22 protein-coding genes are annotated in these 20,778 nt (G+C 75.3%); 12 read left to right on the forward strand and 10 right to left on the reverse strand.

Annotation, left to right across the window (positions count from 1 at the left end; all coding sequences use genetic code 11):
• Positions 1 to 54: 54 nt before the first annotated feature.
• Entirely contained in the window at positions 55 to 1,353 is a 1,299-nt protein-coding gene (locus SM452_RS18060; RefSeq protein ID WP_135239858.1) for an NAD(P)/FAD-dependent oxidoreductase, read from the forward strand.
• A gap of 45 nt (positions 1,354 to 1,398) precedes the next feature.
• On the opposite strand, the gene SM452_RS18065 is transcribed toward SM452_RS18060, so the two are convergent.
• The 3 genes from SM452_RS18065 to SM452_RS18075 form a co-directional block, all read right to left on the reverse strand.
• Positions 1,399 to 2,520 carry an AI-2E family transporter gene (locus SM452_RS18065; protein ID WP_463840344.1) on the reverse strand — a complete coding sequence of 374 codons (1,122 nt, stop codon included), beginning with the start codon at positions 2,518 to 2,520 and terminating at the stop codon, positions 1,399 to 1,401.
• A 36-nt stretch (positions 2,521 to 2,556) separates the two neighbouring features.
• Positions 2,557 to 3,345 (reverse strand): spermidine synthase, encoded by a 789-nt coding sequence (locus tag SM452_RS18070; protein ID WP_463840345.1) that lies wholly within the window; start codon positions 3,343 to 3,345, stop codon positions 2,557 to 2,559.
• Positions 3,346 to 3,416: 71 nt separating this feature from the next.
• Complete coding sequence (locus SM452_RS18075) at positions 3,417 to 4,388, reverse strand: DUF2267 domain-containing protein (protein ID WP_355510570.1); 972 nt, start codon at positions 4,386 to 4,388, stop codon at positions 3,417 to 3,419.
• Between the two features lie 184 nt (positions 4,389 to 4,572).
• Here SM452_RS18075 and SM452_RS18080 point away from each other — a divergent pair, with 184 nt between their 5' ends.
• The gene (locus tag SM452_RS18080; protein WP_355510567.1) at positions 4,573 to 4,884 is read left to right on the forward strand and encodes a hypothetical protein; all 312 of its coding nucleotides are present in this window, start codon (positions 4,573 to 4,575) and stop codon (positions 4,882 to 4,884) included.
• Positions 4,885 to 4,978: 94 nt separating this feature from the next.
• Here SM452_RS18080 and SM452_RS18085 read toward each other — a convergent pair whose 3' ends face one another.
• Positions 4,979 to 5,326 carry an STAS domain-containing protein gene (locus tag SM452_RS18085; RefSeq protein ID WP_262015513.1) on the reverse strand — a complete coding sequence of 116 codons (348 nt, stop codon included), beginning with the start codon at positions 5,324 to 5,326 and terminating at the stop codon, positions 4,979 to 4,981.
• 43 nt (positions 5,327 to 5,369) lie between these two features.
• Positions 5,370 to 5,714 carry an STAS domain-containing protein gene (locus SM452_RS18090; protein ID WP_194801685.1) on the reverse strand — a complete coding sequence of 115 codons (345 nt, stop codon included), beginning with the start codon at positions 5,712 to 5,714 and terminating at the stop codon, positions 5,370 to 5,372.
• A gap of 255 nt (positions 5,715 to 5,969) precedes the next feature.
• Between SM452_RS18090 and SM452_RS18095 the strand changes: the two genes are divergently transcribed.
• The 5 genes from SM452_RS18095 (at position 5,970) to SM452_RS18115 (ending at position 10,320) form a co-directional block, all read left to right on the forward strand.
• Entirely contained in the window at positions 5,970 to 7,730 is a 1,761-nt protein-coding gene (locus SM452_RS18095) for a PP2C family protein-serine/threonine phosphatase (protein WP_463840346.1), read from the forward strand.
• Positions 7,727 to 8,773, forward strand: a complete 1,047-nt coding sequence (locus SM452_RS18100; RefSeq protein ID WP_355510562.1) for a cobalamin B12-binding domain-containing protein — start codon at positions 7,727 to 7,729, stop codon at positions 8,771 to 8,773. The genes SM452_RS18095 and SM452_RS18100 overlap by 4 nt, the downstream gene beginning before the upstream one ends.
• A 76-nt stretch (positions 8,774 to 8,849) precedes the next feature.
• On the forward strand, positions 8,850 to 9,197 hold the full coding sequence (locus SM452_RS18105; protein ID WP_262015516.1) for an STAS domain-containing protein: 348 nt from the start codon (positions 8,850 to 8,852) through the stop codon (positions 9,195 to 9,197).
• Positions 9,198 to 9,269: 72 nt separating this feature from the next.
• Positions 9,270 to 9,716: a response regulator gene (locus SM452_RS18110; RefSeq protein WP_262015517.1), complete on the forward strand. Its 447-nt coding sequence runs from the start codon at positions 9,270 to 9,272 to the stop codon at positions 9,714 to 9,716.
• Positions 9,717 to 9,834: 118 nt separating this feature from the next.
• A complete protein-coding gene (locus SM452_RS18115; RefSeq protein WP_463840347.1) occupies positions 9,835 to 10,320 on the forward strand; it encodes an ATPase in 486 nt (161 codons plus the stop codon).
• Between the two features lie 10 nt (positions 10,321 to 10,330).
• Here the strand turns inward: SM452_RS18115 and SM452_RS18120 are convergent, their stop codons facing one another.
• Positions 10,331 to 11,164, reverse strand: coding sequence for a hypothetical protein (locus SM452_RS18120; RefSeq protein ID WP_463840348.1), 834 nt, complete (start codon positions 11,162 to 11,164; stop codon positions 10,331 to 10,333).
• A gap of 363 nt (positions 11,165 to 11,527) precedes the next feature.
• Between SM452_RS18120 and SM452_RS18125 the strand changes: the two genes are divergently transcribed.
• Positions 11,528 to 12,466, forward strand: coding sequence for an endonuclease/exonuclease/phosphatase family protein (locus SM452_RS18125; RefSeq protein ID WP_262015519.1), 939 nt, complete (start codon positions 11,528 to 11,530; stop codon positions 12,464 to 12,466).
• A 4-nt stretch (positions 12,467 to 12,470) separates the two neighbouring features.
• Here the strand turns inward: SM452_RS18125 and SM452_RS18130 are convergent, their stop codons facing one another.
• Both SM452_RS18130 and SM452_RS18135 read right to left on the reverse strand, forming a co-directional pair.
• Positions 12,471 to 12,899 (reverse strand): OsmC family protein, encoded by a 429-nt coding sequence (locus SM452_RS18130; protein WP_013285994.1) that lies wholly within the window; start codon positions 12,897 to 12,899, stop codon positions 12,471 to 12,473.
• An 80-nt stretch (positions 12,900 to 12,979) separates the two neighbouring features.
• Positions 12,980 to 13,927 (reverse strand): serine/threonine-protein kinase, encoded by a 948-nt coding sequence (locus SM452_RS18135; protein ID WP_355510550.1) that lies wholly within the window; start codon positions 13,925 to 13,927, stop codon positions 12,980 to 12,982.
• A 138-nt stretch (positions 13,928 to 14,065) separates the two neighbouring features.
• Here SM452_RS18135 and SM452_RS18140 point away from each other — a divergent pair, with 138 nt between their 5' ends.
• On the forward strand, positions 14,066 to 14,281 hold the full coding sequence (locus SM452_RS18140) for a hypothetical protein (RefSeq protein ID WP_355510547.1): 216 nt from the start codon (positions 14,066 to 14,068) through the stop codon (positions 14,279 to 14,281).
• A 27-nt stretch (positions 14,282 to 14,308) separates the two neighbouring features.
• On the opposite strand, the gene SM452_RS18145 is transcribed toward SM452_RS18140, so the two are convergent.
• Both SM452_RS18145 and SM452_RS18150 read right to left on the reverse strand, forming a co-directional pair.
• Complete coding sequence (locus tag SM452_RS18145) at positions 14,309 to 15,106, reverse strand: alpha/beta fold hydrolase (protein ID WP_463840349.1); 798 nt, start codon at positions 15,104 to 15,106, stop codon at positions 14,309 to 14,311.
• Complete coding sequence (locus SM452_RS18150; RefSeq protein WP_463840350.1) at positions 15,103 to 15,996, reverse strand: SDR family oxidoreductase; 894 nt, start codon at positions 15,994 to 15,996, stop codon at positions 15,103 to 15,105. Before SM452_RS18150 ends, SM452_RS18145 begins: the two co-directional genes overlap by 4 nt.
• 136 nt (positions 15,997 to 16,132) lie before the next feature.
• On the opposite strand from SM452_RS18150, the gene SM452_RS18155 reads away from it, so the two are divergent.
• Genes SM452_RS18155 through SM452_RS18165 form a run of 3 tightly spaced genes read left to right on the forward strand, consistent with a single transcriptional unit; the run spans position 16,133 to position 20,777 of the window.
• Positions 16,133 to 16,879 carry a response regulator transcription factor gene (locus SM452_RS18155; RefSeq protein WP_402805650.1) on the forward strand — a complete coding sequence of 249 codons (747 nt, stop codon included), beginning with the start codon at positions 16,133 to 16,135 and terminating at the stop codon, positions 16,877 to 16,879.
• Positions 16,857 to 18,389 (forward strand): sensor histidine kinase, encoded by a 1,533-nt coding sequence (locus SM452_RS18160; protein ID WP_463840351.1) that lies wholly within the window; start codon positions 16,857 to 16,859, stop codon positions 18,387 to 18,389. Before SM452_RS18155 ends, SM452_RS18160 begins: the two co-directional genes overlap by 23 nt.
• Before the next feature lie 45 nt (positions 18,390 to 18,434).
• On the forward strand, positions 18,435 to 20,777 hold the full coding sequence (locus SM452_RS18165; RefSeq protein WP_463840352.1) for a mannosyltransferase YkcB-related protein: 2,343 nt from the start codon (positions 18,435 to 18,437) through the stop codon (positions 20,775 to 20,777).
• The last annotated feature ends 1 nt before the right edge of the window (position 20,778 follow it).

A 20,778-nucleotide genomic window follows, 5' to 3' on the forward strand; every position in this document is an offset into this window, starting at 1 on the left:
GATGGATGGATCATGGCACGTTTGTCGCAGGTCTGCCCGGGAACGGCAGCAGGCATGACGAAACCACGGGTGGTGATCGTGGGGGCCGGGTTCGCCGGGTACCACGCGGCCAAGACGTTGCGCCGGCTGGCCCGCGACCGGGCCGAGATCGTCCTGCTGAACACGACCGACTACTTCCTCTACCTGCCGCTGCTGCCCGAGGTGGCGGCCGGCGTGGTGGAGCCGACCCGGATCGCCGTGCCGCTCGCCGGCACGCTCGACGGCGTCCGCGTGGTGGTCGGCGAGGCGGACCGGGTCGACCTGCAGAACCGGTGGGTCGGCTACCGCTCGATCGAGGGCGACCACGGGCAGCTCGCGTACGACCGCCTCGTGCTCAGCGTCGGCAGCGTCAACAAGCTGCTGCCGATCCCCGGTGTCACCGAGTACGCCCACGGCTTCCGCGGCCTGCCCGAGGCGCTGTTCCTGCACGACCACGTGGTCCGGCAGGTCGAGCTGGCCGAGCTGACCGAGGACCCGGCCGAGCAGCGGGCCCGCGCCACGTTCGTGGTGGTCGGCGCCGGCTACACCGGCACCGAGGTGGCCGCGCACGGGCAGCTGTTCACCGACCGGCTGATGGCCCAGCGCCCGCACCTGAAGGTCCGGCCGCGCTGGATGCTGCTGGACGTGGCGCCCCGGGTGCTGCCCGAACTGGACCGGCGGATGTCGGTCACCGCCGACCGGGTGCTGCGCAAACGCGGCGTGGACGTGCGGATGGGCACCTCGGTCGCCGAGGCCACCCCGGACGGGGTGATGCTCACCGACGGCGAGTACGTCCCGACGTGCAGCCTCATCTGGTGCGTCGGCGTACGCCCCGACCCGTTCGTGGCCGAACTGGGGCTGCGCACCGAGAAGGGCCGGCTCGTGGTCGACGAGTTCCTCAACGTCCCCGGCTACCCGGAGGTGTTCGCCTGCGGCGACGCCGCCGCGGTGCCCGACCCGACCCGCCCGGGGCAGGTGTGCGCGATGACCGCGCAGCACGCCCAGCGGCAGGGCAAGCTGGCCGCGCACAACATCGCCGCGTCCTACGGGCAGGGCGTGCGCAAGTCGTACAAGCACCACGACCTGGGCTGGGTGGTCGACCTGGGCGGCAAGGACGCGGCGGCGAACCCGCTGAAGGTGCCGCTCGCAGGGCTGCCCGCGAAGGCCGTCACCCGTGGCTACCACCTGCTCGCCATGCCCGGTAACCGTCCCCGGGTCGCGGCGGACTGGGCGCTCGACGCGACGCTGCCCCGGCCCGCCGTGCAGCTCGGACTGGTCCCGGCGAACGCGGTGCCGCTGGAGAGCGAGTCACCGGAGCTGGCCCGCCGCCGCTGAACCGCGCCCTCACCCGCCGGCCGGCCCTCACCCGCCGGCCGGCCCTCACCCGCCGGCCGGCGGCCGTTCCGGCTCTCCCACGTCGGCCGGGCCCGTGTCGGGCGGACCCGCCGGATCGCCGTCGGCGGGCTGGGGCAGCGCCTGCCGCCCGGCCGGCGCGAACTCGCGCAGCAGCACCTGCACGATGCCGGCGGCCGGGATCGCCAGCAGCGCCCCCACCAGCCCGGCCAGCTCGACCGACAGCAGCACGCTGACCAGCACCGTCAACGGGTTCAGTCGCACCGCGCGGCCCATGATGACCGGTTGCAACAGGTGGTTCTCCACCTGCTGGTAGACCACGAAGAAGACAAGCACCACGAGGCCGGCGGTGGGGGAGTGCAGGAACGCCGCGCCGGCCGCGGCGAGCGCGCCGAGCGTGGCGCCGACGAGCGGGATCAGGTCGAACACGGCGACCGTCAGCGCGATCACCGCGGCGAACGGCACACCGAGCAGGAACAGGACGACGAACGTCAGACCGCCGCAGATCACGCTGATCAGCAGGTTGCCGCTCAGGTAGCCGGTGACGATCCGGGACGAGTCACGCCCGATGCGCCGCAACCGCGCCGCCGCGCCGTCGCCGGTGAGCCGCAGCGTGGCGGCCACGATCTTCGGCGCCTCCAGGACCATCAGGTACGCCAGCACCACCACGGTGACCAGCGCGGCGACCGCCTGGGCCACGCTGCGGACCACCCCTACGGTCGGGTCGCCGAGCCGGGCGCCGTACCGGCGCAGCTGCCCGGGTTCGGCGTACCGGAGCAGGTGGAAGCGGTCCAGCAGCCGCCCGAGCGGCCCCTGCCCGGCCTGCGCCTCGCGTACGAGGTCCGGCGCCCGGTCGGCGAACCGGCCCACCTCGTCCACCAGCGGCACCACGATCAGCGCGCCGACGGCGGCGAACAGCGCGAACGCGGCCAGGAACACCAGCAGCGTGGCGAGCGCACGCCGGTGTACCCGGCGTTCGAGACGGTCCACGAGCGGTTTGAGGGCGACCGCGAAGAACACCGCCACCAGCCCCCACACCAGCACCCGCCGGGTGGCCCAGACAAGCGCCAGTCCGACCACGGTGGCGAGGACCAGACCGATCACGATCAGCGTCCGGCGCGCGGTGGACCGGTCCGAGGCGGCGCTCATCCGGCGCGGCTACCCGCGTCGCCGGTGCGGAAACGCTCAGCCCAGGTCGGCGTCGGTGACCGGGAGGGCGCCGGCGGCGAACGCGTCGAGCGTCGCGGCGTGCAGCACGATCCCGGGCACCGGGTCGGCGGCGACGCGGGTGGCGAGCCGAACCACCGGCAGCCGCCCGGCGGCGGGCGAGGCGGCCAGCACCACGTTGCCGTACCGGCGCCCGCGCAGCATCCGCCGGTCGGCGACCAGGCACACGTCGGCGAAGACCGCGCGCAGCGTGGCCACCTGCGCCCGGGTGTGCGCCAGCGGCGGCAGGTCGGTCAGGTTGATCAGATAGAGGCCGTCCGGGCGCAGCACCCGGGCGGCCTGGGCCGCGAACTCGAGCGCCGCCACGTGCGGCGGCATCCGGGCCGCCCGGTACACGTCGGCCACCACCACGTCGTACGCCCCGGACGGCTCCTCGGCGACCGCCTCCCGGGCGTCGCCGAGCGCGACCACCACCTCCGGCGGCAGCCGCGGCAGCTTCCGCCGGACCAGCTCGACCACCCCCGGATCGCGCTCGATCACCCGCTGGGCGGAACCGGGCCGGGTGCTCGCGAGCCAGCGCGGCAGGGTGAGCGCGCCGCCGCCGAGGTGCAGGGCGGTCAGCGCCGTGCCGCGCGGTGCGGCGAGGTCGATCGCGGCGGCGATCCGCCGCACGTACTCGAAGTGCAGGTACCGGGCGTCGGCCACGTCCACGTACGACTGCTCGACCCCGTCGGCCAGCAGCGTGCGCCCGGACGGGCGGGCCGGGTCCACCACGATCTCCAGGGTCTCGGTGTCGTCGTGATCCACGGCGGGACACGGTACCGCGCGGTCGCGGGCGGCCCCGGCCCGCGTGGGACCGGGGCCGCTCCGCCGCCGGGTCAGCCGGCCGCCATCCCGGCGCCGGCCTCGTCGACCGCCGCGTCCACCCGGTGCGCGAGGTCCACGTCCGCCGCCGTCACGCCGTCGACCTGCTGGGTCCGAACCGTCAGCACGGCGTTGTCCGGGTCCGGACGCCCGATCTGCGGCGACCGTCCGACGTCGGACTTGAGCCGGTCCAGCCGGTCGAGGACCCGGTCCAGGTTGCCGCCGGGCAGCTCGATCGTGCGCACGAGCGAGCGCCTGTCGCTGGACCAGTAGGGCAGCGTCGCGAGCGCGTCGCGCAGCTCCGCCTCGGTCAGCGGCGCGGTGGCCGAGGACGCGCCCACCAGGCCGCCGCCGAAGTCGGTCGGCCCGAGCAGGTCACGCAACTCGTCGGGTACGCGCAGCGACTCGACCAGTTCCGCGTCGGCCTCGGCGAGCGCGGCGAGCGTCGCCTCGGCCTGGTAGCGGGCCTGCTCCGGGGTGAGGCGGCTGTACCGGCCGACCTCGGCCAGGAAGCCGGGCAGGTCGCGGCGGGGCTCCATGCCGTACACCGGCACCACGTCGTGCAGGGTCAGCGGCACCGCCTCCAGCAGCCGCTCCCGTGCCGCCTCGTCCAGTGCCTGGGCCAGGGCCAGCACGGTGCCCTCCGCCGCGACCTTGGCCGTGGTGAAGTCCACCCCGGCGCGCCGGCTCACGTCGTCGACGAGATCCCGGTAAGCCATCGAGACCCCGGGTGACGGCGTCGGGTCCGGCAGCGGGCGCTGCTGCTCCGCGACGGCGACCGGCGGCGGCGCGGGACCACCCCGGGTGGTGTCCGGCTTGTGCCGTCCGGCCGGCGGCGGGCCGGACCGGTCGTGCTGGTCCAGCGAGGTGACCTGCTTGGACGCGCTCAGGCTGGCGCCGGTCTGGCTCGGCCGCAGCCCTCGTTCGCGGGCCTCGCGGGCCAGGGCCCGGCGGCGCTGGTTGTCGCCCTCCATCTGCTTGCGCATCGTCGCACCTCGTTCCTGGGTCGGTTGCGCTTGCGCCGACCGCGTTCCCGGCGCTGCCGGGAAGGTAACGGCGGACCGCCGGGGCGGACGCTTCACTCGCTGCGGGTGAGGAGCGCTCACCCCGGCGGGCGGCAGGCTCGGACGGACCGGACAACTTCCGACGCACGCGGAAGGGCAGGTCGACATGAAACGGATCGTGGAGATCGTCCCCGCCCGTCCCGGCTGGTACGCCCGTTGGCGCATCGGCCCGGACGACACCCGCTCCTACCCGGTGACCCTGTGGGCGCTGCTGGAACACCACGACGGCAGCGGACGCGAGGTGGTCGGTGTCGACTGTGTCGGGCAGTGGCCCGGCGCGGACGACGACATGAGTGGGGACTTCGTCCGTTATCTGTTCCAGACGCCTGATTCCGGCGCGCCGGAGGACGTCGAGCCTCCGCTCGCGGGGCAGTCGCGCGACGAGACGCGGCACCGGCAGGCCGAGCCCGCCGCCTGAGCCATCCTCCCGGCCCCCGGCCCCTGGTCCCAGGGTCGGGGGCCACCCCTGTCCGCCCGTCGCTCAGCCGCTCGACGGGTCGAACCGGGCAGGGTCAGCCGACCTCGCGGACGCCGCCGGTCAGGTCGCGCGGCGGGGCGGCCAGCAGTTCGGCCAGGCCGGTGCGGTCCAGCAGGTGCCTGATCTGCGGGTTCAGGTTGAACAGGCGGATCGCCCCGGTGCCGGCCCGGTGGATCACCACGAGCGCGCTCAGGCCGGAGGAGTCGCAGAGGTTCACCCCGGCGAAGTCGATTTCCAGCTCCTGGTGACCGTCGCGGCGCAGGTCGGCCACGGCGTCGACGAGTTCCGGCGCGGTGTCGAAGTCCAGCTCTCCGGCCAGCCGCACCCGGGCGGAACCGGCGTCGAGCCGGTCCACCTCGATGGTCAACATCTGGGAGGGCACGTTCCCATGTTCCCAGCCGGGCCCGGCCGGGAAACCCCCGGGGTCACGCGGACGCGGCCGAACCCGGCGCGGCGAGGCCCGGCGCGTCGTCGACCGGCGAGCGGTCGAGCAGACCGGTGACGCCGGTCAGGTCGAGGATGGTCTCCAGGAACCGGGGGACCGACCGCAGCTCGATGGTGGTGCCCGCGTGCTGGCCCTCCCGCCAGGCGTGCACGATCACGGACAGGCCGGTGCTGTCCATGAACTGCAGGTCGCCGAAGTCGAACACGAGCGTCACCGGACGCGCGGCGAGCAGCCGGTCGATCTCGGCGCGCAGCGGGGTCGCCGTGGCGTACGCCAGGTCACCGCCGACGACCACCACCGGAACGGCCGGGTCGGAACGATCCACGGAGATGCTCAGCGGGCTCGCCTCGGGCCTTCTCCGTTGAGGAACCACGTCACGCCTTTCCGCGGGGCTGCCGGCCGGGACCGGGATGACAGGATCGTAACAACAGCGGCATCACCTCGCTGGACGCGCGAGCGGGCCTGGCAGCGCCGTGGGGTGGCGGTCCCGGCATACCGGCGTAGGGTGGGCGGGGAGACGTGACCACAGGCGCCGGGTCCGGCGCCCCCGGGTGTCGACGAGGAGAGTGGGGCTCAGCTGGTGACTGCTGCCGACGTCAGGGGTGCCGACCCGGGCGACGGACGGATCTCCACGCCGAGCGCCGCACGGGCTCCGGCGTGGTCCGCCGCCGCGCCCGCGCCGTCCGCCCTGCCGCCGCTGGCCGCCGACCGCGACCTCACCGTCCCGAACTGGTCCGAGGTGGTCGAGCACTTCCGTGAGGGCCTGGTCGTCTGCGACGCCGACGGTGTCGTCCAGCACGTGAGCCCGGTCGCGGAGCGCCTGATCCCCGAGGTGACGCCCGGCGAGCTGCTGGCCGCCGCCGGTCCGGCCCCGCTGCGTGGCGACGGGCCGGCCGAGTTCACCCACCACGGGCGGCGGCTGCGCGTACGCCCGGTCGCACTGTCCCACCGCCGGCGCTGCTGGTACGTCGACGACGTCACCGAGATCGTCAGCCGGGCCGACGCGCTGCTGGCCGAGCGGGCCCGCTCGGCGTTCCTCGCCGTGGTCGGCGAGAAGCTCGGCAACCCGCTGCACCCGGACCGGGCCGCCGCCGCGGTGGTGCGCCTGGCCGTGCCCACGGCGGCCGACGTGGCGGTCCTGGTCCTCGCCCCCCGCTCCGGCCGGGCCCGCTGGTGGCGGGCGGTACGCGCCGACGACCGGCCGCCGGTGGTGGACAGCGGGGTGCTGCCCGCCACGGCGCTTCCCGCGGCGATCGAGGCCGGCCTGGCCGGCACCGAGCCGCACGAGCTGGACTGGCTGGTCGAGCAGGCCGCCGACGCGGGTTGGCTGCCCGGCCTGGACACCTCCGGCGCCACCGCGCGGGTGGTGCCGCTGCCCGGCCGGGAGGCGCCCGCGGGCGCGCTGCTGGTGGCCCGGCGCGCCGACCGCTGGTACGACGAGGCCGACGTGGACCTGGTCCGCGCGTTCGCGGCCCGGGCCGGTGCGGCGCTGACCACCGCCATGCTCTACCGCGACCAGGCCGAGGTCGCCGACACGTTGCAGGCCAGCCTGCTGCCGGTCGAGCCGGCCGCCGCGACGGGCGTGCAGTGGGGCACCGCGTACCGGCCGGCGCAGGCCGGGCTGCGCATCGGCGGTGACTTCTACGGCTCGCACCGGCTCGCCGACGGCGGCTCGGTCTTCTTCCTCGGTGACGTGTCCGGCAAGGGCGTGGAGGCGGCCGTGTTCACCGGCCAGCTGCGCCAGTGCCTGCAGGCGCTGCACCGGGTCGAGACGCAGCCGGGGCGGCTGCTGAAGCTGCTCAACGACGCGTTGCTGGAGACCACGCAGGCGCACGGGCAGGGCCGGTTCGCCACCCTGGTGCTCGGCGTGGCCCGGCCGCACCGCGACGGCGGCCTGACGCTGACCCTGGCCGGCGGCGGGCACCTGCCGCCGCTGGTGCTGCGGGAGTCCGGCGAGGTCGAGGTGGTGCCGCTGCGCGGCATGCTGATCGGCGTGGTGCCCGATCCCCGCATCGGCGAGGTGACCGTGCAACTGGCGCCGGGGGAGACCTGCCTGTTCTACAGCGACGGGGTGACCGAGGCGCGCGGCGGCCGGCGCGGCGACGAGCAGTTCGGCCCCGAGCGGCTGCTCCACGCGGTGACCGGCTGCCACCGGATGCCCGCGCCGGCGCTCGCCGAGCGGGTCGAGCAGGTGACCTGCGACTGGCTCGCGCACGGCGACCACGACGACATCGCGGTGCTGGCGCTGCGCGCCACCGGGCCGGCCGGGCGGGTGCCGCGGCACCTGCACGCGGTGCCGGACCCGGCCGTGACCGAACCGACGAGGGAGTTGTCCGCGTGACCGTGCCGACCGTCGAGGCCGACCCGGGCCAGGCCTTCCCCCGCTACCTGGAGTGCCTGGCCGACGCCGACGAGTCCGCCGCCGTGGCGGTGGCCCGGGGGCTGCTGGAAGCGGGTGTGCCGGCCGAGCGGGTGCTGCTGGACCTGGTCGCACCGGCCCAGGCCGAGGTGGGTGAACGCTGGGCCCGCAACGAGTGGAGCGTCGCCCAGGAGCACGCCGCCACCCACATCAGCGAGCGGGTGGTGGCGGCGGTGGCCGCGTACGCCGATCCCCGCCCGACCCGCGGGCGGATCGTGATGGCCTGCATGGACGGCGAGTGGCACGCGCTGCCGGCCCGGCTGGTGGCCGAGGTGCTGCGGCTGCGCGGCTGGCAGGTGGTGTTCCTCGGCGCCAGCGTCCCGGCCGCGCATCTGGTGTCCTACCTGCACCGCTACGACGCGGAGGCGGTGGCGTTGGCCTGCGCGCTGCCGATGCGGCTGCCGCACGCGCACCGGATGGTGGAGGCGTGCCGCCGCTCCGACGTGCCGGTGGTGGTCGGTGGCCGGGGCTTCGGCGACGACGGCCGCTGGGCCCGCGTCCTCGGCGTGCCGTGGGCGCCCGACGCGCCGGCCGCGGCGGACCTGGTGGCCGACGAGCGGGTGTTGCGCGAGACGCCGCCCGCGCGGCTGGACCACCTGGCCGACGACGAGTACGCCAGCCTGGTCAAGCGGCGCGGCGAGCTGATCGACAGCGCCCTGGCCGATCTGCGGGAGCGGGTGCCGTCGACCGCGGACTACACGCCCACGCAGCTCGACTCCACGATCAGCGACCTCGGCTACATCGTGGACTTCCTGGCCGCCGCGCTCTACGTGGACGATGCGACGCTGTTCACCGGGTTCGTCGAGTGGCTGGTGGAGATCCTGGTCAGCCGCGGGGTGCCGGCGGGCGCGGTCGGGCTGACGCTGGAGCACTATGGACAGCAGCTGCGCGACTTCCCGCGCGCGGCCGCCTTCCTCGACCGGGGGAGGGTCCTGGTGGGCGGGTTGTCGGCGGCGGGCCGCTGAGGGGCGGCGGGGCGGCCGTCGCATATACTTGCACCACTGCAAGGATTCGCCTGCGGTGGGAGCGAGAGGGGCCACGGTGACGTTCACCGTCACGTACGCCCAGCGGGACGGGGGCGGCGCCCACCTCCGGCTGGCCGGCGAGCTCGACCTCGGCACGGCCGGAGAGCTGAACTCGGCGATCGACCGGCTGATCGCCGAGGGGCACCGTGAGCTGCTGCTCGATCTCACCGACCTGACGTTCTGCGACTCCACCGGCATCGCGGCGTTCGTCCGGGGGGACAACATCGTCGCCGCCGACGGCGGCTGGCTGCGGCTCACCGGGGCGACCGGGCGGGTCGCCCGGGTGCTCCAGGTGACCGGGCTGGCCGAGGTGCTCCACCACGACCGCGACACCGTCGACCCGACCGCGCCGGCCGCCTCCTGATCCGATACATTTCCCCGCCAGCAGCCGGCCGTGCGGCCGGGACGCCCTCCTCACCGAGAAACAGGTAACCCCATGGGTCAGACCAGTCCCAGCCCCGTTCGCATCCTGGTGGTGGACGACGACCCGGGTGACGTCCTGATGATCGAGGAAGCGCTCGCCGACTCCGACGTCGACAAGGTCATCGACGTGGTCGCCGACGGCCAGGAGGCGATGGAGTTCCTCCGCCGCGAGGGCCGGCACACCGAGGCGCAGCGCCCGGACGTGATCCTGCTCGACCTGAACATGCCCCGGATGGACGGGCGGCAGGTGCTCGGCGAGGTCAAGGGTGACGAGAGCCTGCGGACCATCCCGATCGTCGTGCTCACCACCTCCAACGCCGACACCGACGTGGTCAGCAGCTACACGCTGCAGGCCAACGCGTACGTGACGAAGCCGATCGACCTGGACGCCTTCAACGACGTGGTGCGCCGGATCGACGAGTTCTTCGGACGGGTGGTCGTGCTCCCGAAGCACCAGTAGGGGCGGGAAGTCCGGGCCCCCGCATCCTGCACATTTTGTGGGAACGGCCACGCCCGGGAGCGCCCGGACCGCAGGATCGGCTGGTGGGGACGCACACCGGCTGCCTGGGGGGCGACGCATGAGGTTCTCGGTGGTGGAGACCGGCTACGACAGGCGTCAGGTGGACGCCTGCATGGACGAGCTGAGCCTGCGGCTCGGGCGGCTGGCGGCGCGTGCGGAGGGCGCCGCCGGGGCCGGCCGGGAGTGGGACCAGATCCGGTCGGACGCCCTGCACCTGTGCGACTTCCTGCATCGCCGTACCGCCCCGGTCGAGGGCGGCACGTCCCGCCCGCCGGCGGCCGAACGCGAGGCCGCCGAGCTGCTGGCGCAGGCCCGCGCCGAACTGGAGGCCGCCCGCGAGGAGGCCCGCCGGTTGCGGGAGGAGGCGTACGCCGAGGCCGTGCGGGCCCGCCGCGAGTTCGAGGCGGCCCTGCTGGCCCGCCGGCGCCGGGAGTCCCGGGTCGACGAGATCCTGGCCGGCGCGCGGGGCGATCGGGTGGCGGTGGACACCCCCACCGCCGCGGCGGGCGTGCGCCCCGGTGGCGGCGGGCGCAGCGCCGCCTGACCCGCGCCGGTCAGACCAGCGCCGCCACCACGGTCGTGGCGCGCTTCTCGTGCCGGGCGTAGGCGTCGGGGTAGGCGGACACCTGCACCGCCTGGGCCGCGGCGGTGACGCTCATGTCCGCCCAGCCGGGCACCTCGCGCAGCGCGGCGTAGAAGGCCCGGGCCGCGTACGCGGGCCGCATGAGCTGGGCGACGGTGCCCCAGCCGCTGCTGGGCCGCTGCTGGAACAGCCCGACCGAGTCGTGGTCGGAGCCGCTGCCCTGGTGCGGATGGTCGAACGACTCGGGCAGCACGTCGCTGGCCAGGTTGTAGAGGTCGCTCTCCTGCATGGCGGTGGCGACGGCGACGACCATGGCCCGGCGGGGCATCTTCATCTCCCGCCCCACGTCGACGATGGCCTTGGCGTTGTCCATCTGCCGCTGGTCCAGGCCGGCGACCGGCCGGGGGCGCTTGGGCGGCGCAGGCTTGCGCGGCGGCTTCTTCGTCGCCGGGGTGGCGCTGGGCGTGGGGGCGGGCGGCGGCAGGGCCGCGGCGGCGGGCGGCGCGATCCGGGTGAAGTCGCGGGAGGCGCGCTGGTCGGCGGCGGCCCGGTCGACGACGGCCTCGCGTACGTCCAGGTGTGCCGGGCCGGTCTCGCCGACGCCTGCCACGCCGATCAGGCCGAGGCAGCAGGTGACGCCGGTGGCAACAGCGATCCGGCCGGGTACGGTCCGGGCCGGGCCGCGTCGCGGCGGTTCCGGGGCGCGGTGACGCCCCACTCTCCGTTCGGCTGATGCCGGGTCAATCGTTCGGCGAACCGGGCGGTTGGCGGGCAGCGGCTGATGATCGGAGTCGTCGGGATGCACCCGCCGAGGCTAGAAAGCTTCCGGGCCTTTGCCATCGGGGTGATTGGTGGCATGCGCCACAATCTGCCGGATTCGCGGGCCGCATTAGGGGTGCTGGATCATGAAGGCCGCTAACGTCGCGTACCCGAAAGAATGCCTATGTCGGTTTCGACGGCGCGAAACGGACGTCAGGCCGAGCCGGTGGTGGCGTACCCCCGGCTCCTCCGTTCGGCGGAGGGTGCCCTGGTCGGACGGCTTGCGCGCGGCGGCGGTCCACCGACCCGCCGGGATCGACGCCTCGCGATCGGACGCTCCGCACGTGCGCCTTGTGGATCATGGCGAGGCCGCCGCGCGGCGGCCCGGGCGCTCGATACGATTCCCACGGTGACGGAGCGGATGGTCGACGAGCGCCCGAGCGGCCCCCGCAGCCGGCGCGGCACGCTCGTCGTCGTCTGCGCCGTGCTGCTCGCGCTGCTGCTCGCCGGGCACCGGCTGGTGCCCAACGTGCACGGCCTGGGCAGCCTGGTGGACAGCGTCACCCCGCTGCTCGGGATCGCCGTACCGCTGCTCGCGCTGGCGGCGCTGCTGCGCCGCTCCCGGCCCGCGCTGCTGGCGGTGCTGCTGCCGGCCCTGATCTGGGCCGGGCTGTACGGACGCGCCTGGCTGCCCCCGGCCGCCGGCGCGGACGGCGCCACGGTCCGGGTGGTCAGCCAGAACCTGCGCGTGAGCAACCCCGACCCGGCCGCCACCGTCGGCGCGCTCACCGGCGACGCCCCGGACCTGATCGGCCTTCAGGAGGTCGCCGACGGCGGCCGGGTGGCGCCGGTGCTGGCCGAGCGCTACCCGCACCGGGCGGTCGTGTCGACAGTCGCGCTGTGGAGCCGGTGGCCGATCCGCGAGGCGCACGGCGTGGACACCGGGCTGGGCTGGGACCGCGCGCTGCGGGCCGTCGTGGCCGCGCCCCGGGGCGACCTGACCGTGTACGTGGTCCACCTCGGCTCCGCCCGGGCCGGGCACACCGCCACCCGGGACCAGACCGTCGCCGCGCTGGCCGACGCCGTGCGCGCCGACCCGGCCGACCGGCTGGTGGTGCTCGGCGACCTGAACACCGCCACCACCGACCGGGTCTTCGACCCGCTGACCCGGCTGCTCGGCGACGCGCAGGCCGAGGCCGGGCAGGGATTCGGCTTCACCTGGCCGGCGGAGCTACCCGTCACCCGCCCGGACCATGTCCTCTACCGGGGACTCACGCCGACCACCGCCGGAGTGCTGCGCACCCCGGACAGCGACCACCGCGCCGTGACCGCCGGCTTCCGCTGGTGAACGCTCAGTGCCGGCCGTTCTCCGCCGGGGTCACGGTGAGTCGGTGCCGGCTCGGGTCGCCGCTGGAGAACGGCCACAGCCGGTCCGCGTACGCGACCAGGTCGGCCAGCTGATCCCGGGTCAGTCCCGCCGAGGAGATCTCGGCGTGCACGTCGGCCCGGTAGCGGCCGTCGTCGTCGCGGCCCAGTTTCGCCTCGGCGGTCACCTGCACGGTGTGCGCCTCGTCGGTGATCTCCCCGGCCGCCTCCACCGCCGCGTGGTGCAGGCAGGAGGCGAACGCCGCGGCCAGGAGCTGCTCCGGCGTCAGGCCGGTGCAGTGCGGCGCCAGCGGGGACGCCAGGGCGGAGGAGAGCCCGCCGTCGTCGGTGCGTACGTGACCGCCCGCCGCGGTCGCCGTGGCCGTCTCGGCCAGCCAGGAACTCGGATCCGGCATCGCGTTCCTCCCGTCACTCACCGGACCGCGTTCCCGGACCCGCAGCGGCGAAACCGTGCCCGGGCGGGCAGTAGGAGCGCTCAGCCGACCCGGCCGCTGGTCGCGGCGTCGACGGCCATCGCCTCGGTGGCCTCGGCGGCGGCCCGGCTGGTCCACGGCGACACCTGCGGTTCGCGCTGCCGGGGCAGCGCCGCGGTCATCGGTACGTAGATCCGGGCGTCCACCGCCTCGGCCAGCAGCAGCGCGGCCATCGGGCTGGTCGGCCTGGCGGACGGGTCGGCGTCGAGGCAGCGCCGGCACAGCTCGGCCACCTCGCCCGGCAGGCCCGGCACCTCGGGCAGCGGGCGGGGCGGTCGGCGGCGGCGCGACCCGAGCAGCTGGGTGGTGCTGCCGGCGTCGTACGGCAACTCGCCGGTGAGGCAGTAGTACAGCAGCACGCCGAGCGCGTACATGTCGGCGGCCGGGGTGGCCGGCTGCCGGTCGAGCTGCTCCGGCGCCAGGTACGCCGGGGTGCCCACCACCACGCCGTCCGGAGTGTGGTCCGGTGCCCCGGCCGGGGTGGCGATGCCGAAGTCGAGCACCTTCACCCCGCACGGGGTGAGGATCACGTTCGCGGGCTTCACGTCCCGGTGCACGATGCCGTGCGCGTGCGCGGCGGCCAGCGCGGCGCACACCTCGGCGCAGACCCGTACCGCGATCCGCCAGTCCAGCGGCCCGCTGCGCAGGTGCGCGGCGAGCGTCTCGCCCTCGGCCAGCTCCATCACGATGTACGGCACCGGCCGCCCGTCCGGCAGCGTCGCGGTGCCGAAGTCGTGCACGCTGGCGACGTTCGGGTGCACCAGCCGCGCCGCCGAGCGCGCCTCGGCCCGGATCCGGTCCACCGAGCCGGCGTCGCCGTCGAGCGCGGGCGAGATGAGCTTCACCGCGACGGTCCGGTCCAGCACGCGGTCGTGCGCGCGCCACACCTCCGACATGCCGCCCAGGCCGGCCCGCTGTTCGAGCTCGTACCGCCCGCCCAGCGTCCGCATCGCCCACTCCTCGCCTCGTCCGGTGCCCTCCGGTCCCGCTACCCGGCCCCGGAGCTGTGCAAACCGCCGAGGGGCGGCGCCGCGGCGGGGTAGCTTCGCGGCGGGGGCGTCGAGGAACGGGGGGCAGCGGTGGCCGTGGTGCGCGTACGGTTCGTCGGCGGACCGGCCGACGAGCTGACCCGGGAGCTGCCGGCCGGGCCGGACGGCGCGCCGCCGTCCCGGTGGGTGCTGCGTCATCCGGAGGAACCGGCCGAGGGGACCGCCGACCACCTCTACGAGCGCGACGACCACGCGTCGCCCGGCGGCTGGACGATGCGGTACGTGCACACGTTCCCGTTCGGCGCGACCGAGTGAGGCCCCGGAGCGGCCGGGCGCGCCGCGTCAGGCCGGCCGGACGCCGGTGGTGCCGAGGATGACCGAGGCGACCAGTTCCGGATCGTCGTGCATCGGCACGTGCCCGCAGCCGGGCAGGTCCAGGTGCCGCGCGGCGGGCAGCCGGGTACGCGCCAGCGCCGCCTGCCGGTAGGGCAGGATCCGGTCCCGCGTACCCCAGGCCACGGTGACCGGCACTGTCGGCGCGCCCGCGTAGGCGTACCCCCGTCCGGCGCGGGCGACGGCGCGGAACGCCCGCGCCTGGCGCAGCGCGCGGGCGTCGGCGAGCGCGTCGTCGAGGGCCATCCGGTTCGGCCGGGCCAGGATCATGCCCATCGCCAGCATCCGCAGCGCGGGCGCGGCGAACAGGCGGCGCAGCACCGGTTCGGGCAGCCGGGCCGCGTTGCGGTGCAGGGACAGCACGGTCAGCGCCCAGCGCAGCTCACGCGCGGTGCAGAACCCGGCCGGCGACAGCGCGGTGGCCGACGAGACCGCGCCGAGCGCGGCCAGCTCCAGCGCGATCGCCCCGCCCAGGCTGTTGCCCGCGACGTGCGGGCGTTCCAGCCCGAACGCGGCGAACAGCTCGACCATGGCCGCGGCCAGGCCGGGCATGTCGGCGGGCAGCCCGGCGGCGGGCACCGGGGAGCGGCCGAAGCCCGGCAGGTCGACGGCTATCACGTCGTGCGCCTCGGCGAGGCGGTCCAGCACCGGCCGCCAGGCACCGCCGTGGTGGCCGATGCCGTGCAGCAGCACCAGCGTGGGCCCGGCGCCCCGCCGCTCGTACACGACGTCCACCGGCGCGGTCACGGCCGCCCCTGCGGCGTGCTGGCGCCGAAGCCCCGGCCCAGCGCCCGGGACTGCTCCTCGATCAGCGGGACGGTGGCCCGTGCGGTGCGGCCCACCAGCCGGTCGGCCAGCGGGCTGACCAGCACCGATCGCATCGCCTGGACGCCGGCCACGGCGCGTGGCACGTACACCCGGCGGCTGCGGCGCTCGATCGCCCGGACGAACGCCTCGGCGCACTCGGTCACCGTGGTGGTGCGCCGCAGCGGCCAGGGCAGCTTCGCCAGCGCGGTGGAGAAGGCCGGCAGGTCGGCGCGCGCCTCGCGGACCAGGTCGGTGTCCACCCACGACGGATGGGCGGTGCCGACCGCCACGCCCCGGTGCGCCAGTTCGAGGCGGATCGCGTTGCCGAACTGCTCGACGCCCGCCTTCGACGCGCAGTAGGCGGCCATGCCGGGCAGCGCGGCGAACGCCGCGGCCGAGGAGACGATCAGCAGGTAGCCGCCCCGGTCCACGAGCGCCGGCACGGTCGCCGCCGCCGTGCGCATCACCCCGATCAGGTTGACCTCGACGGTACGCACCAGCGCCTCGACGTCGCCGACGGCGATCGTGCCGCGGTTGGCGACCCCGGCGTTCGCGACCACCGCGTCGATCCCGCCCAGCGCCGTCCGCGTACCGTCCACCGCCGACGCGAGGGCGTCCTGGTCGGTGACGTCGGCGGCGAACCAGGCGTGCCCCGGCCCCAGCTCGGCGGCGAGCGCGGCGAGCCGGTCGGGTTCCAGCCCGACGAGGGACAACCGGGCGCCGCGGGCCGCGGCGAGGCGGGCGGTGTGCTCGCCGATGCCCCGGGCCGCGCCGGTCACCAGCACCACCTTGCCGGCCAGTCGGCCGGAAAAACGACCGTCGATGGACATGCCGGGAAGTTACCACCGGGTAGCCCGGGTGCGGAAGACCTCGCCGGGCCTGCCCGGAACGGCACCGTACGGCGCGCACAGCTGGTACACAGGATCGGGACAGCCCGGCGACAGCGGGTCCGCCCACGATGGGGGCATGGTCATGAACGCGCAGTCCGCGCAGGGCCGCATCGAGCTGCGCCGACCGGACGGCGAACCGGTGCGGGTGCTCGTCGTCGACGACGAGCCGACGCTCACCGACCTGCTCTCGATGGCCCTGCGGTACGAGGGCTGGCAGGTCGCCACCGCCGGCAGCGGCATGGCGGCGGTCACCACCGCCCGCCAGTTCCGCCCGGACGCCGTGGTGCTCGACGTGATGCTGCCCGACCTGGACGGATTCCAGGTGCTGCGCCGCCTGCGCGAGGAGTCCCCGAGCGTGCCGGTGCTGTTCCTCACCGCCCGCGACGCCGTGGAGGAACGCGTCGCCGGGCTCACCGTCGGCGGCGACGACTACGTCACCAAGCCGTTCAGCCTGGAGGAGGTGATCGCCCGGCTGCGCGCGCTGCTGCGCCGCTCCGGCTTCGCGGTCGCCGCCCGCCAGGAGGCGGTGCTCACCGTCGGCGACCTCACCCTCGACGAGGACAGCCACGAGGTACGCCGCGGCGACGACCTGATCACGCTCACCGCCACCGAGTTCGAGCTGCTGCGCTACCTCATGCGCAACCCGCGCCGCGTGCTCAGCAAGGCGCAGATCCTCGACCGGGTGTGGAACTACGACTTCGGCGGCCAGGCCAACGTGGTCGAGCTGTACATCTCGTACCTGCGCAAGAAGATCGACGCGGGCCGCGCGCCCATGATCCACACATTGCGCGGGGCGGGTTATGTCCTCAAACCCGCCGAGTGACAGCCGTGGCCGGCTGCGCCGCCGCCTGGCCGGCTGGTCGCTGCGCCGCCGGCTGGTGGTCTCCGTGGTGGCGCTGCTCGCGCTGGTCAGCCTCGGCATCGGCGGCCTGACCACAGTGGCGCTGCGGCACTTCCTGATCGACCAGATCGACAACCAGCTCAGCTTCGGCGACCGGCGGCCCGACGACCTCGAACGCTGGGCCCGCCGCGGCATGGACCCACCGCGCCCGGACCAGCGGCCCACCCCGCCGGACTCCGACGAGGTCGCGCCGGACCCCCCGGGCGGCTTCCCGCCAGGCTCCGTCGCGGTCCGGGTGCCCGCCGCCGCCGAACCCGTCGGCCGGGTCCGGTCCGAGAGCGGCGGCAGCGAGGAGGTGCCCGCCGCCGACCTGACCGCGCTGGCCCGCGTACCCGTCGGCGACCGACCGCGCACCGTCGTCGTCGGGGACCGGGGGGACTACCGCGCGGTCGCGCTGCCGTCGCCGCGCGGCGACGGCGACGTGCTGGTCCTCGCGATCCCGCTGGCCCAGGTGGACGACACAGTCATGTGGATGATCGTCGCGCAGGCCGGGGTGATCGGCGCCGGCCTGGTCATCGCCGGCGCCCTCGGTCTGCTCATCGTCCGCGTCACGCTGCGCCCGCTCAACCGCGTCGCCGCCACCGCCGCCCGGGTCACCGAACTGCCGCTCGACCGTGGCGAGGTCGCCCTGTCCGTGCGGGTACCGGCCGCCGACACCGACCCCCGCACCGAGGTCGGGCAGGTCGGCGGCGCGCTCAACCGGATGCTCGGCCACGTCGCCGCCGCGCTCGCCGCCCGGCAGGCCAGCGAGACCCGGGTACGCCAGTTCGTCGCCGACGCCAGCCACGAGCTGCGTACACCCCTGGCCGCCATCCGCGGGTACGCCGAGGTGGCCCGCCGGGGCCGCCAGGAGGTGCCGCCCGACGTGGCGCACGCGCTGCGCCGCGTCGAGTCGGAGAGCACCCGGATGACCAGCCTCGTCGACGACCTGCTGCTGCTGGCCCGGCTGGACTCCGGCCGTCCGCTGGCCGCCGAACCGGTCGACCTGACCGCCATGGCCGTGAACGCGGTCAGCGACGCGCACGTCGCCGGGCCCGACCACCGCTGGCAACTCGACCTGCCCGACGAGCCGCTCACCGTCACCGGCGACGCCCACCGGCTGCACCAGGTGCTGGCGAACCTGCTCGCGAACGCGCGGGTGCACACCCCGGCCGGCACCACCGTCACGGTCCGGCTCGCACCAGCGCCCGACGGCGTCGAACTCCGCGTCACCGACGACGGACCGGGCATCCCGGAGCAGTTGCAGCCGGAGGTCTTCGAGCGGTTCGCGCGCGGCGACACCTCCCGCTCCCGCGCGCAGGGCAGCACCGGCCTGGGACTGGCCATCGTCGCCGCCGTGGTGGAGGCGCACCACGGCCGGGTCGACGTGGTCAGCCGGCCCGGCCACACCGCGTTCACGGTCTGGCTGCCGGGATCCACAGCCGACGCATAGGCCGTTCACGGGAGCGGGCCAGCGGGCCCGCCGAGTCTTGCCGGCATGAACCGAACCGACAGCCTGCCGACCGTGCCCACGGCCGCGCCACCCGGCACCGAGCCGGCCCTCGCGCCCGTACCCCTGGAGACCCGCACCGGCCGCGACCCGTGCTGGGCCCGGCCGGCCCTGCTCGGCCTGCTGGTCGTGACCGCGCTGCTCTACTTGTGGGGTCTGGGTGCCTCCGGCTGGGCCAACGCGTTCTACTCGGCCGCCGTGCAGGCCGGGTCGCAGAGCTGGACGGCGTTCTTCTACGGCTCCTCGGACGCGGCCAACTCGATCACAGTGGACAAGACCCCCGCCTCGCTGTGGCTGATGGCGCTCTCGGTGCGCATCTTCGGCCTGAGCGGCTGGTCGATCCTCGTGCCGCAGGCGCTGCTCGGCGTCGCCTCGGTCGGCGTGCTGTACGCGACAGTCCGCCGCTGGTACGGCCCGGCCGCCGGACTGCTCGCCGGCGCGGTGCTCGCGCTCACCCCGGTGGCGACGCTGATGTTCCGGTTCAACAACCCGGACGCGCTGCTGGTGTTCCTGCTCGTCGTCGCCGCGTACGCCACGGTGCGTGCGGTCGAGACGGCGAGCACCCGGTGGATCGCGCTGACCGGCGTGCTCGTCGGCTTGGGCTTCCTCACCAAGATGCTCCAGGCGTTCCTGGTGATCCCGGTCTTCGCCGGGGTCTACCTGCTGGCCGCGCCGACCGGTCTCGGACGGCGGATCCGCCGGCTGCTGCTCGCCGGGCTCGCAGTGGTCGTCTCCGCCGGCTGGTGGGTGGCGATCGTCGAGCTGGTGCCGGCGAGCGCCCGCCCCTACATCGGCGGCTCGCAGAACAACAGCATCCTGGAGCTGACGCTCGGCTACAACGGCCTGGGCCGCATCACCGGCGACGAGGTGGGCAGCGTCGGTGGCGGCGGTGGCGGCCGCCCCGGTGGGGGAGGCGGCGGACCGTTCTCCGGCCAGACCGGGCTGCTACGGATGTTCGACACCGAGGTCGGCGGGCAGATCTCCTGGCTGCTGCCGACCGCGCTGATCCTGCTGGTGGCGGGGCTGTGGCTGGCCGGGCGGGCGCCGCGTACCGACCGCACCCGGGCCGGTCTGCTGCTCTGGGGCGGCTGGCTGCTGGTCACCGGACTGATCTTCAGCTTCATGTCCGGGATCTTCCACGCGTATTACACGGTCGCCCTGGCCCCGGCGGTCGGCGCGCTGGTCGGCATCGGCGTCACGCTGCTGTGGCGCGCCCGCTCGGCACCGGTCAGGTGGCGCCGGACCGCCGCCACGCTGGTCCTGGCCGGCGCGCTGGCGGTCACCGCCTGGTGGTCCTGGCACCTGCTCGGCCGCACCCCCGACTGGCACCCCTGGCTGCGCCCCACAGTCCTGGCCGTCGGCCTGACCACCGCAGCCCTCCTGGCCGTCTCGGCGTTCCTCACCCGCCCCCACCGAACCGCCCGGCCCTCCCCGGTGATCAAGGAGTTTGTGTCCGGAAGTGGCGTTCAGGGTGACACGAACTCCTTGATCAACCCCGAGGCGGGGGAGACGGCGGGGGAGAGGGCCGGGGTTGCCGGGCGGGTGGTGCGGTGGATGGTGCCGGTGGTGTCTGTCGCCGGGATCGCGGTGGCGCTGGCCGGGCCGGCCGCGTACGCGATGCAGACCGCTGCCACCCCGCACAGCGGCTCGATCCCGAGCGCCGGGCCGGCCGGCGCGGGTGGCTTCGGTGGCCCCGGCGGACCGGGCGGGCGGATGCCGGGCGGCGCGAACGGGCAGTTCCCCGGTGGTCCCGGCGGCGGGAACGGGCAGTTCCCGGGCTTCCCGGGTGGCCCGAACGGCACCGGCTCCAACGGCACCGGCCCGGACGGCGGCACCACGCCGGGTGGCATCCCGGGTCAGGGCGGCTTCCCCGGTCAGGGCGGCTTCCCGGGGCAGGGCGGCTTCCCCTGGCAGTACGGCGGGACCGGGCAGGAAGGGCGGGGGCAGCGCGGCGGTGGCATGGGCGGGCTGCTCGACGCCCGCGAGCCGAGCGCCGAGATGACCGCACTGCTCACCGCCGACGCCGACGACTACACCTGGGTCGCCGCGACTGTCGGCTCGAACAACGCCTCCGGCTACCAGCTGGCGACCGGCCGGCCGGTCATGCCGATCGGCGGGTTCAACGGCAGTGACCCGTCGCCGACGCTCGCCCAGTTCCAGCGGTACGTCGCCGACGGGCGGATCCACTACTTCCTCGGTGGCGGCGGGTTCCGGGCCGACGGCGGCAGCAACGCCTCGGCCGAGATCGCCGCGTGGGTCGCGGAGAACTTCACCGCGACCACCGTCGACGGCGTGACCGTGTACGACCTGAGCAGCGGAAAGCAGGGCTGAG

It is taken from the genome of Micromonospora sp. SYSU B005 (assembly GCF_055362685.1).

Bases quoted from the DNA above. Each gene is read 5' to 3' on its own strand.
- SM452_RS18075 (WP_355510570.1), bottom strand. From the start codon at position 4,388: ATGCGCAAGCAGATGGAGGGCGACAACCAGCGCCGCCGGGCCCTGGCC.
- SM452_RS18160 (WP_463840351.1), top strand. From the start codon at position 16,857: ATGTCCTCAAACCCGCCGAGTGACAGCCGTGGCCGGCTGCGCCGCCGC.
- SM452_RS18110 (WP_262015517.1), top strand. From the start codon at position 9,270: ATGGGTCAGACCAGTCCCAGCCCCGTTCGCATCCTGGTGGTGGACGAC.
- SM452_RS18065 (WP_463840344.1), bottom strand. From the start codon at position 2,520: ATGAGCGCCGCCTCGGACCGGTCCACCGCGCGCCGGACGCTGATCGTG.
- SM452_RS18150 (WP_463840350.1), bottom strand. From the start codon at position 15,996: ATGTCCATCGACGGTCGTTTTTCCGGCCGACTGGCCGGCAAGGTGGTG.
- SM452_RS18135 (WP_355510550.1), bottom strand. From the start codon at position 13,927: ATGCGGACGCTGGGCGGGCGGTACGAGCTCGAACAGCGGGCCGGCCTG.
- SM452_RS18130 (WP_013285994.1), bottom strand. From the start codon at position 12,899: ATGCCGGATCCGAGTTCCTGGCTGGCCGAGACGGCCACGGCGACCGCG.
- SM452_RS18165 (WP_463840352.1), top strand. From the start codon at position 18,435: ATGAACCGAACCGACAGCCTGCCGACCGTGCCCACGGCCGCGCCACCC.
- SM452_RS18080 (WP_355510567.1), top strand. From the start codon at position 4,573: ATGAAACGGATCGTGGAGATCGTCCCCGCCCGTCCCGGCTGGTACGCC.
- SM452_RS18060 (WP_135239858.1), top strand. From the start codon at position 55: ATGACGAAACCACGGGTGGTGATCGTGGGGGCCGGGTTCGCCGGGTAC.
- SM452_RS18155 (WP_402805650.1), top strand. From the start codon at position 16,133: ATGGTCATGAACGCGCAGTCCGCGCAGGGCCGCATCGAGCTGCGCCGA.
- SM452_RS18115 (WP_463840347.1), top strand. From the start codon at position 9,835: ATGAGGTTCTCGGTGGTGGAGACCGGCTACGACAGGCGTCAGGTGGAC.